Origin of the sequence: Oceanobacter antarcticus (assembly GCF_044962685.1) — a bacterium.
Taxonomy (GTDB): domain Bacteria; phylum Pseudomonadota; class Gammaproteobacteria; order Pseudomonadales; family Oceanobacteraceae; genus Oceanobacter; species Oceanobacter antarcticus.
Genome location: NZ_JBBKTX010000005.1, coordinates 57,951 through 69,554 on the forward strand (window position 1 = coordinate 57,951; position 11,604 = coordinate 69,554).

The window sequence follows — 11,604 nt, forward strand, 5'->3', positions numbered from 1 at the left end:
TGACGCAATTCAGGGCAAATGGATCTCGATCAAGCGATGGAGAACCCAGTGTCAATTTCATCGAACTCTGTCATACCGCCGGGCATGCCGACGGCGCATCTCAGAACATAAAGCGGGTCGACAATTGCAGCGCTTTCATGCTTTTTTCAACCGCTTCACCACTGCTCATGGTGGCGACGTTCCATTTTGCCAATTCTGCACCAAAGCGCACCTTGGCCGTTGCTGTCCACATCAGGTTGGCATGCAATGACTTGGTGGTGTCAATACCGCCTTCTGCCGCGTCATCGTTGGCACCAGTGCGGGACATCATCAGCGTGGATGCCAATGCAGGCGACCAGACGTGGCGCAATGCCAGTGATGCACCCCAGCTGTCAAAACCCTGCAAACGCGGGCGAGCGGTATCTTCATTCGGGTAGCTGCCCAGGCCCATGTAACGGCCCAGCGCACCCTGATTGTATTGCAGCCGGACATCATCGCTGCTGCCCAGCGGGAATTTGGCGGTCAAACTCAATGCCGAAGCGCGTTGGTGGTCAACGCCATCGGACAATTCCCGACTGACCGCTCCCAACGAGGCGTGACCCCAGCGGCCATCGGCATTGATACGCACCACCAGATCGGGCGTTTTGTTATCGTCACCGCCGTCTTCCGGATTTTCCAGCGCCAGCATCAGGCTGCCACCGCTGAACGGTTGGGTATAACGCACTTGCGTCTGACGCACAAAAATAGCTGAGGCATGTTGACCAAAGGCGTTCAGGTCACCCAATGCCGCCAGATCCATAAACGTCGACCAGGTCTGGCCAATCAACAGATTACCCCAGCTGCCGTAAGCGTGGCGCAAACGCAAACCATGACTGTTGGACACGGTTTCGGTGCCATCACTGCCGTAAAAATCCGCTTCCAGATGCGTGCTCAGTGGCTTGTCGCCCGCCATGGTGCGGGTTTTGATATACAACCGGGATTCCCGTGCAGTCATGTCCAAACGCTGACTCTGACTGTCGTCGGCCGCCTTGACATAAGGGGCACCCAGCAACGCATTTTTACCATTAACGCCATGATCGGTGTACACCAGATCGCCGCGAACATAACCACCAATGGTCAGATGAGTATCGCCGATAACCAGAGCACCCTTGTCGCTGCTCACCAGAGCGCGCTGGCGTAAGGTTTCAACGTCATGTTCCAGTGCAGTCAAACGCTGCTGCAAGGCTTCCGGGGTGTCTGTTGCTGTACTGTCTGCAAATGCAAACGGTGACGCCAGTGTCAGTGTCTGGCCAGCCAGAATCAGGGCGATGGAAGTGCATGGGTATTTCATGGTGTTTCCTTTTTTGGTCGAGTCTTGTTGTTTTTATTGGTGTTTTTATTGGTTTTGGTGGTGTTTTTATTGTTGGTCTTGCCGTTGTTATTTCTGCTGTTATTACTGTTGTTATCGGTGCTGCCAGCCAAGTGGCTGCCGTATGCCACAGACAACGCACTCTCCTCACCGCCGTCGCCAGGTACGGTTACTCGCGGATCGTGGCCCGGTGCTTTCGAAACAGACACGACGGCACCGGTGGTGCAAAAGCGACGATGCCGTGCACTACGTTTTCGATGGCGTAGAGGTCATCCGGGTTTTTACGCTCACGCGCGGTTTTGATACGCACCTGATACATGTCGTGCAGCAGCCGTCCGTCTGGCCGCAATCGGGCGCGCTGGGCAAAAAAATCATTCGGGCGAGTACTTTTCATCGCTTTCATCACCACATCAGCCGTATCGCTGCCCGCCTGGCGAATGCTGTTCAGGTAATGACTAACGGCGGAATAGACACCAGCCTGCACCATGGTGGGCATGACGCCAGCACGGGCGAAAAAGCGTTCCGACCAGACACGGCTACTGTCGTCCCGATCCCAGTAAAACCCGGTGGTTAACCTCATATTGGCGGTGATGGCCGGATCCAGCGCTTTCACATTGGGGGTAAATACCAGCAAGCCAACCACTTCCATCGATTGCGTCAGGCCGATATCTGCCGCTGCCCGCAAAGCATTGACAAAATCTTCACCAGCGTTGGCCAATGCCACCACATCGGCCCCGGACGCAGCCGCCTGACGCACGTAAGGGGCAAAGTCGGCAGTCCCAAAGGGCACCCGCACCGAGCCAGTCACTACGCCACCCTGAGTCGTGACCACTCGGGTCGCCACCTCTTCCAACGCCAGACCGAAGGCATAATCTGCGGTGATAAAAAACCATTTCTTCTTACCCGCCTCGACCATTGGCTTGACGGTGCCATTCGCCAGCGCCACCACGTCGTAGGTCCAGTGGGCGATATAGGGCGAACAGGCACTGGTGGTAAATGCGTCCGAACCCGAACCGGATATCAGCACAATACGTTGCGCGGCATTGGTAACTGCGGTGACCGCCGCTGTAACGGACGAGGCCACCAGCCCGGTGATCACGTCCACCTGCTCCCGCTCGACCCAGGTTTTGGCCTGCAAGGCGGCAGATTCCGGGCTGTTATGGTCATCGGCACTGACCACCTCAATCGGTTTACCCAACACAGTTTCGCCAAAGTCCTCGACGGCCATGGTCGCGGCGGTAACACACCCTTCTCCACATACCGTGGCGTAGACACCACTCATATCCGCCATCACACCAATTTTGACCACGTCATCAGAAATAGCCGCAGGACTGGCCTGCACCTCGTCGCACATCGTGCCAATCAGCCACAACAGGGCCACCGCAGCCAGCGCTTGCTGCCAACGACGTGAAAAAAAACAAAAAGGAACAACGGACGGTGGGGCAAAGATAAAACGCATCATCTGGTTAGCCTGTTTTTATTATTTTTTGTCAGTGCCGCCGTTCACTCCGAATCAGAGCGTGTTGACGATCGCTGCGGAATCCATACTGAACAACGACTTGCACGCAGATTTGTCACAATTCCACCGAAATGTATCAAGCCGGTTTTTTGCCGGGTTTTGCCAGTACACTGCCACCACGGAATGGATGCTGCCGCGAGTACTGGCACCCCAACATATTCGCCAAAGCACCAAAGGCTCGCCGGTCGTGCCCACCCGTTTTATCCACCTGTTGCTGCTGACAAGAGTTTTCGTATGTTTTCCGGCATTCGCCTGGCGTGGCGTTTTTTCTCGGTTGTGGTACTGATCATCACCATCATGGCGGTGTCGGTGTACCTGTATTCCGTGCCACTGGTGCAAGACAAGGTGTATGAAATTGAACGCAATTCTGCCCGCCTGGCACTGGATAACGTCTATAAACTGGCCGACAAGGCCTACGCCAATCTGGAAGGGTTCAAGGCACAGGCGCTGGACGCCAACAAAGAAAGCCTGCGCGCCGTGGTCACACTGACCGCCAGTCATATTGAATCCAGCCTGGCACTGGCCGAAGCCAACCAGATTCCAGCCGCCAACGCCTGGCAACAGGTGTTTGCCAGCCTGCGCCACTTCACCTACGGCAACGATGGTTATATCTGGGTGGTTGATCACCAGGCGCGCATGTTGTCGCACCCGGACACACGTTATAACGGCAAGACATTGGCCAGCTTTCAGGTTCCGGCAGTGGGCGTCATCGCCCCGATGATTGCCGCAGCGATCCGCAGCGGTGAGGGCTTCTATCAATACCCCTGGCAGCGAGTGGCCGGGCAGCAACCAACGGCCAAGCTGTCGTATGTCAAAGACTACCCACAGTGGCAGCTGGTGATTGGTTCGGGTCTCTATCTGGATGATCTGGAAGCCGCCGTGGCGCAACGCAAGCAACAGGCCATTGAAGAAATTCGCAAGGCGCTCAGCACCATTCGTATCGCCGACACTGGCTATTTGTTTATTTTTGACCAGCAGGGCCAGATTATTGCCCACCCGAATACCAACATCGACCAGACCAATGCCATCGACCTGATCGACCCGGCCAGCGGACGCCGCATCGTGGAAGAACTGATCGAAGTGGCCGATACCGGCACCGAACTCAGCTATCGCTGGGACAAACCGGATGATCCCGGCGTTTATCGCTATGAAAAAATATCCATCGTCCGTCGCATGGCCAGTTTCGACTGGTACATCTGCGCCACCGTGTATGTCGCCGAACTGCAACACAGCTCGATGATTCTCAGCCAACGCATCATCACCATTACCGCCATCGCCATTCTGTTGGCGTTATTACTGGCGCTGTATTTTATCAACCTGATCTCGCAACCGATCCAGACCCTGGCGCGCACCGCCGAACGCGTACGTACCGGCGACCTGAGCGCCACCAGCGGCATTGATCGTCATGATGAAATCGGCACCCTGGCGCGCACCTTCGACTCCATGGTGTATCGCTTGCACAGCAACATCCAGACGCTGGATCAAAGTGTGCGAGAGCGCACCCACGCACTGGCGGCACTGGAAGAACGCCAACGCCTGATACTGGATGCCCTGCCCGCCCAGATTGCCTACCTCGACCGGCAACTGCGCTACGTGTTCGTCAACCAGGGTTATGCTGAACAATTCGATAGCAGCAAAGCCGCACTCCTGGGGCAACACATGAGCCAGATTGCACCTCCTGATCTGCTGGCAGCCATCGCCGAACCCCTGCAACAGTGTCTGAACGGCCACCCCACCACCTACGAATACAGCTTTAATCACCAGGGCCGCACACGGGTAACACGCCGCCAGCTGATTCCCGATTACGCCGGAGACCAGGCAGCCGCTGCCGAGGTGCAGGGCGTACTGGTACTGTCGCTCGACATCAGCCACGAAAAGGAATCAGAACGCCGCCTGGCGGAAGCCCAACGCATGCAGGCCACCGGGCAACTGGCTGGCGGTTTGGCCCACGACTTCAACAATCTGCTGACCATCATCCTTGGCAACCTCAGCGCCATGCAAGCCAGCCATCCCGGCGTCAACCCGACAACCAGCAGCCCCGACACCGACGCCCCACTGCAACACCACCTGGCTCCAGCTATCCGCGCCACCCACCGCGCCATCGACATCACCAAGCGTCTGCTCGCTTTTGCCCGACGTCAGCACCTCTCCCCCAGCCTGACCGACGTACGTCCCTTGCTGAAAGAAACCGCCCTGTTGTTACGCGGCTCACTGCCGGATCAGCTGGAACTGACGGTCGTCTGCCACACCCCGTTGGCGCTGTGTATTGATGCCGCCCAGCTCGAAAACGCCCTCATCAATCTGGCCTTGAACGCACGCGATGCCATTCTTCAACAACGCCCGACCGGGCCAGGACGTATCGGCTTTTACGCACACCAACAGACCTTGCCACAGGGGCTGCAACAAACCGACTCGCACTACGATGACGACGTACCCGCTGGCACCTATATCAATATCGGGGTGTACGACGACGGCCCCGGATTTCCGGCCGAAGTACAACAACGGGCCTTCGAGCCATTTTTTACAACCCGTGCCAGCAACAACTCCGGCCTCGGCCTCAGCATGGTATTTGGCTTCGTCAAACAGTCTGGCGGTTTTATTCGCATTCGCCCGGCAACGACGGATCCGGAATGGGCAGACGGGGAAGGCCAGAGTCAATCGAAAGACCCAGAAAAATCAGCCGACGGTGCCGCTATCTCATTACTGCTGCCACTAAACAGCCTTTCCTTGAGCGCGCCAACACCCCCTGAAACGACCGCCAGCGCCGCAACAGAGCCAGCACCACACCCCAAATCAGACGCCGACAACATCGACAACAACCACTGGCAACTGGCCTTACTGGTTGACGACGACGCCGCCATCCGCCGCCTGGTACGGCCCTGGTTACTGGCGCTAGGATACGTTGTGGTAGAAGCCAGCGACACCAATGAAGCCAGCGACCTGATCGACAGCCTGGCGACCCTCGATTTACTCATCACCGACCTGTCGATGCCCGGCAACCGGGACGGCTGGCAACTGGCCCAACAAGCCCGCCAGCAACACCCCCACTTGCCCTATCTGCTGATCAGTGGCAGCCCCTCGCATCCAGAACAACCAACGGATCATGGCGTATTACTCGCCAAGCCCTTCACCAGAGACGCCATCCACCAGGCCATTACCCATGCTGTCACCCAATCCACTAACGGGCCATCCGCCGCTGGCAAATTGACACCACCGATCCAACCCGATCATCATCAGACAGAACAATAAGAAGAAGCACACCATGACCAACCACACCACGACCCACAGCAGCCATACCAACAAGGCACTGATCTACGTCATCGAAGACGAAGTCGACATAGCCACCCTGATTGCAGATGCCCTGCGAGCGTTCGGCTTTCGGGTAACCACCTTCCCGACCGGTCGCCAGGCACTGCAAGCGATACAACAACAACCCGCCGACGTCTGCATTATTGACCTCGGCTTACCGGACATGGACGGCCTCACCTGCATCCGCGAATTGTCGGCCAATACCGACACCGGACTCGTGGTACTGACCGGCCGGGACAGCCTGACAGACCGAGTGCTGGGCCTCGAACTGGGTGCCGACGACTACATCACCAAACCCTTTGACAGCCGGGAACTGGTCGCCCGCATATCACGACTGGTGCGACGGCTGGCGATCCAGCCACAACCCGGCACCTGCAGCCGCAAAGTCGCCCGGATTGCCCACTGGCAGTTCGACCCAGCCACCTTATTGCTCAGCCACGACAACGGCGACAACCACAACCTCAGCAGTGGCGAAGCCAACCTGCTGATGAGCCTGCTGCGCTCACCCAACCGCATCTTATCGCGGGAACAACTGATCTCAGACCAAACCATCCCCTACGACCGCAGCATCGACTCCCGCATGTCACGCCTGCGCAAAAAACTGGAACAAAACCCGCGCCAGCCAGTATTAATCAAAACCGTCTACGGCGCGGGCTACATGCTGGCCGGACGCGTCGAATGGCGACTGCTACAAACCGACAGCCAGCCAGACTGAACCCACTCGCCTGAGACCACTACAAGAGAACTTGCTACCAACCGCCGTAAACTCGCAGACCGCCGTAAATTCATAGGAGGCAGCTTGCCGCTGAAACAGTATTGCTGAGCTGCCTGTTCGGCAGTGAGCTGCTGAATGTCTGTCTACTATATCAACGTGTATTTCTGAGCTGCCTGTTCGGCAGCCTTGATCAATTCCCCAGCCTCTTTTATTTCTGAGCTGCCTGTTCGGCAGTGAGCCAGAATTCATCCAAAGTTAACGGTCAGCTGAATTTCTGAGCTGCCTGTTCGGCAGTGAGCGACGACAGCCCGGATACGGATGTGGTTGAGCATTTCTGAGCTGCCTGTTCGGCAGTGAGCGTCACGTCCAAACCACCAAGCCACATGATTTCGTTTCTGAGCTGCCTGTTCGGCAGTGAGCGCGGTGTATCGACTGGCAGCCGATGCCGACATTTTCTGAGCTGCCTGTTCGGCAGTGAGCTGCGGCCAGTGTGTACTGGGCCAGTACAAACATTTCTGAGCTGCCTGTTCGGCAGTGAGCTTGGCTGTGGTTGGTAAACGCTGGGCCGTTCTTTTCTGAGCTGCCTGTTCGGCAGTGAGCGTTGCCGAACCACATGGCCGAGTTAGCCACTTTTTCTGAGCTGCCTGTTCGGCAGTGAGCACAACGTGGTATTTCTGGCGGTTGACCGCACGTTTCTGAGCTGCCTGTTCGGCAGTGAGCTGGTAGTCGTGAAATGTGGCGTTCGAGCTGACTTTCTGAGCTGCCTGTTCGGCAGTGAGCGACGGCGTCAGCGGTGACGTACTGGCCGCAATTTTCTGAGCTGCCTGTTCGGCAGTGAGCGTAGGCATACCACAGTTTTTTTCTGTCCGCGCTTTCTGAGCTGCCTGTTCGGCAGTGAGCCCAGACGGAATCGAGGATTCCTGACCGGCTCCTTTCTGAGCTGCCTGTTCGGCAGTGAGCTCCACTCGCTTATGCTGGTCGACAGTGTGAACTTTCTGAGCTGCCTGTTCGGCAGTGAGCTGTCGAGAACCGGAATAAGGGCATAGTCAGAATTTCTGAGCTGCCTGTTCGGCAGTGAGCTCCGATCATTTACTGTAAATGTTAAATCGCTGTTTCTGAGCTGCCTGTTCGGCAGTGAGCGTATGAGCCTGTCAACAACAGCCACGATTGGCTTTCTGAGCTGCCTGTTCGGCAGTGAGCCAGCACCGACGACATCCCCAACGCGCCGTTTTTTTCTGAGCTGCCTGTTCGGCAGTGAGCGTAGAAGGCGACCTTACGCAACGACTGGTGCTTTTCTGAGCTGCCTGTTCGGCAGTGAGCAAAAAACCAACGTAACCGTGCGCGGTTTTGTTTTTCTGAGCTGCCTGTTCGGCAGTGAGCAGCGTTACACATTGACAAAAACCGTTCCGAGCTTTCTGAGCTGCCTGTTCGGCAGTGAGCCAATATCGCCTTTTGCTGGGTCGGAAATAATTTTTCTGAGCTGCCTGTTCGGCAGTGAGCGCATGGCAGACCAGAGCAGCGTATCACCGACCTTTCTGAGCTGCCTGTTCGGCAGTGAGCGATGAGCACTGGAAGCGCTCGCACAGGTCTTTTTTCTGAGCTGCCTGTTCGGCAGTGGGCTTGATGACTTCAAACTCCAGAACCCATACCCATTTCTGAGCTGCCTGTTCGGCAGTGAGCGGAAGACAGACCGAACCGGCTGTTTCGAAAAATTTCTGAGCTGCCTGTTCGGCAGTGAGCGTGATCTATGAGGAAGACTATCTGCCTGTTCTTTTCTGAGCTGCCTGTTCGGCAGTGAGCTAGATATTCAGGAAGAGCCAGCCCAGTGGCTCTTTCTGAGCTGCCTGTTCGGCAGTGAGCGTTATACCCAACAAAATCACCGGAGCCGGTCATTTCTGAGCTGCCTGTTCGGCAGTGAGCGCCGATCTGTTCGCGTTCTGCTGCCGTCACCATTTCTGAGCTGCCTGTTCGGCAGTGAGCTGGTCGGGCAGGGTGATGGCGGCGCGCATGGTTTTCTGAGCTGCCTGTTCGGCAGTGAGCCTGCTTTCGAGTTCGCACAGCTGAACATCTTTTTTCTGAGCTGCCTGTTCGGCAGTGAGCTCGTGGCTGGTGAGTACCAGTGGTTCAAATGCTTTCTGAGCTGCCTGTTCGGCAGTGAGCGTTCGTCAATGGCCGGTGCCCAGGTGAACCCTTTTCTGAGCTGCCTGTTCGGCAGTGAGCCAGTTACGTCTGCACAGCGTGCAATCGAGAATTTTCTGAGCTGCCTGTTCGGCAGTGAGCCCGCCAATTACCAGGATACCGCCCCGCTGCAATTTCTGAGCTGCCTGTTCGGCAGTGAGCTGCTGGTGTCGATACCGAGCAGAACTAGAAGCTTTCTGAGCTGCCTGTTCGGCAGTGAGCAATAGTAGTAACAAAACACACCACTTGGGATGTTTCTGAGCTGCCTGTTCGGCAGTGAGCAATCTGACAACCGCGCATTGTCATGATTTTTATTTCTGAGCTGCCTGTTCGGCAGTGAGCTCGTGGGAATCAAACCCCTGGGTATGGGTTCTTTTCTGAGCTGCCTGTTCGGCAGTGAGCTTTTCTGGTTTTTCAATCCACCTTTTTTTGTTTTTCTGAGCTGCCTGTTCGGCAGTGAGCTTGATTCGTTCAACATGAGAGACACTATACAGTTTCTGAGCTGCCTGTTCGGCAGTGAGCAGTTGGCGTTGTTAGCTATCGCCTATGCAGCGTTTCTGAGCTGCCTGTTCGGCAGTGAGCCTATTGTAGATTGCCGCGTTTATATGAGTAATTTTCTGAGCTGCCTGTTCGGCAGTGAGCACAACCTCGTACGTCAGAGCAACGTCTTATACTTTCTGAGCTGCCTGTTCGGCAGTGAGCTCGGTTCGTCGGATTGCTGGGTTGGCGTTGCTTTTCTGAGCTGCCTGTTCGGCAGTGAGCGGCACCTAATGTTTCGCGCAGCCAGTCGCGCCTTTCTGAGCTGCCTGTTCGGCAGTGAGCTGTTACAGACTAAATCCATGTTTCTGTTTTTTAAAGAGCTTTGTGGATTTTCACCCAAATACCCTGTTTTTCTGCGTCAAGAAAAAGCCCTTGAAAAACAAGGGCTTGATAATCAACCAGAAAAAAGGGTCAAAACCAGGGAATGGTCGCGGTAGCGCTCAGTCCGTAGGCATTAAACAACCCTGTTACTGGGGTTTCTCGCAAAGAGCTATGTTCGATGTAAACCCGCATGGGGTTGCCATTGGACAGGCTTTTCATTTCGATATACGGCAATGTCAGTTGTCGCTGTCGGCTGTCGGGGATTTTGGTCAGCGCCTCTTCTGCATTCAACCAGCCTTTTCGTATTGAGCGTTGCCGTTTGTTATGTGCACTTTTGGCTTGCACACGACGCACGGCCATGTAACGGACGTTCGATGGCACCATTTGACGTTCGCTGATACGGCAATAATCTTTCATTCCCTGCAACCAGGGCTGCGCCATCAGTTTATCCAGAACCTGAGCCGTACCATGCAAGCGCAGATGATTACCCAGTCGTTTGGCAACACCGGGGAAACTGATGCCCACCTGACCAGGGCTGGTTGCACCGATAGCCCGATGCAGTTTTGAAAACAGCGCGTTCATCAGTTGCTGTTCTTCAAACTCCGGGTCAGGCAAAAGATGAATATCCAGATAACTATCCATGATTGCTCCCGTTTAATCGGCCTTTTCACCAAATACACCACCACGAACCAGGGTGGCCATCACAAAGTGCTGATTACCGGAGTCCGGAATATTGCCCTTGATGACCCATCCATCCAGTAAATTATAAAAATCGGTTTTCTGCTTGGGCTGACGGTAGGCGCTACCTCTGCTGGTTACGGAACCATAGGGTTCTACAGCAATGGGGCCGAAAGTTTCAGCATCCGGATACCAGGTGTCGATGGTGCGAATGGCATTGCCTATTTTTTGCGAGTGCATGGCCGCTACATCATTTACCTGATAGAGGTATTTGCTTTTGCTGGCATCACGACCGCCATCCAGAACCAGTTCCTGGGACGGAAAAATTTCTTGCCCGGCTCCCAGCCTGACCCAGGCTTCGATCTTGAGTAATACAAACGATTTACCCAACAACCCCTGTTGAATCAGCTTGGCCAGTGGAGCAATCAATTCTGGTTGAGTACCGAATTTGCGCATATCAAAGTCGTAGGCATTAAAGTCCCAATGGTTCACAGCCTGATTATTGGTCATATGGCTGACCCGCACGGATACGGACTCGGCACCAATACGGTTACGCCACAAAAAACGGCCATTGGCGAGGTTTTCGGCATACCGGCAGGCCAGCTCGGAAAACTGTTCACGTTCAATGTATTCATTAATTACAGCACTCAAGGCAGCCTGGTATTGCTGATCATTACAGGCTGACGGTATCGCCAGGTCTCCCAGTACGCGTAGGGTAAAGCTGACTTTTAAGGTGTCGCTGTTTGCCGGAAGCGCTGCAGTATCGACCCGTTGCAAATTGGGCTTTTGAATTTCAGCATCCAGTTTGAGCGGATCATTGGCAACCGCTGCCTTGAGACGATTGGAAATGGTGCCCCGTACGTCTTTACTCTGAATCGCAATCGCGCTCCAGGCATCCGGCTGGTCACGTGCATCCCAGTTGCCTGCGTACATAAAGGCATCGGAGTTGGCATGCTTGCGTTCAAAAGCCAGTACTGATGCCGTTTTCAGTTTTTCGTTAGCCATGTTGTCTCTCCC

General features: G+C 55.4%; 7 protein-coding genes and 1 CRISPR repeat array. Of the genes, 2 read left to right on the forward strand and 5 right to left on the reverse strand.

Annotated features, from left to right (window positions below):
- Positions 1-100: 100 nt before the first annotated feature.
- Genes WG929_RS05385 through WG929_RS05395 form a run of 3 tightly spaced genes read right to left on the reverse strand, consistent with a single transcriptional unit; the run spans position 101 to position 2,789 of the window.
- Entirely contained in the window at positions 101-1,309 is a 1,209-nt protein-coding gene (locus WG929_RS05385) for a DcaP family trimeric outer membrane transporter (protein ID WP_369857850.1), read from the reverse strand.
- Entirely contained in the window at positions 1,306-1,464 is a 159-nt protein-coding gene (locus tag WG929_RS05390; RefSeq protein WP_416205199.1) for a hypothetical protein, read from the reverse strand. The genes WG929_RS05385 and WG929_RS05390 overlap by 4 nt, the downstream gene beginning before the upstream one ends.
- Positions 1,465-1,496: 32 nt before the next feature.
- Positions 1,497-2,789 (reverse strand): ABC transporter substrate-binding protein, encoded by a 1,293-nt coding sequence (locus WG929_RS05395; RefSeq protein WP_416205200.1) that lies wholly within the window; start codon positions 2,787-2,789, stop codon positions 1,497-1,499.
- 291 nt (positions 2,790-3,080) lie between these two features.
- Between WG929_RS05395 and WG929_RS05400 the strand changes: the two genes are divergently transcribed.
- Together WG929_RS05400 and WG929_RS05405 are read left to right on the forward strand one after the other, a co-directional pair.
- Positions 3,081-6,095, forward strand: coding sequence for a cache domain-containing protein (locus WG929_RS05400; protein ID WP_416205201.1), 3,015 nt, complete (start codon positions 3,081-3,083; stop codon positions 6,093-6,095).
- Positions 6,096-6,108: 13 nt separating this feature from the next.
- Positions 6,109-6,870 (forward strand): response regulator transcription factor, encoded by a 762-nt coding sequence (locus WG929_RS05405; RefSeq protein WP_416205202.1) that lies wholly within the window; start codon positions 6,109-6,111, stop codon positions 6,868-6,870.
- 101 nt (positions 6,871-6,971) lie between these two features.
- A CRISPR array of direct repeats spans positions 6,972-9,870; the repeat unit is 28 nt; unit sequence TTTCTGAGCTGCCTGTTCGGCAGTGAGC.
- A gap of 129 nt (positions 9,871-9,999) precedes the next feature.
- Here WG929_RS05405 and cas6f read toward each other — a convergent pair.
- Together cas6f and csy3 are read right to left on the reverse strand one after the other, a co-directional pair.
- Positions 10,000-10,551, reverse strand: a complete 552-nt coding sequence (gene cas6f, locus WG929_RS05410) for a type I-F CRISPR-associated endoribonuclease Cas6/Csy4 (protein ID WP_416205203.1) — start codon at positions 10,549-10,551, stop codon at positions 10,000-10,002.
- A gap of 12 nt (positions 10,552-10,563) precedes the next feature.
- Entirely contained in the window at positions 10,564-11,592 is a 1,029-nt protein-coding gene (csy3, locus tag WG929_RS05415) for a type I-F CRISPR-associated protein Csy3 (RefSeq protein WP_416205204.1), read from the reverse strand.
- Between the last annotated feature and the right edge of the window lie 12 nt (positions 11,593-11,604).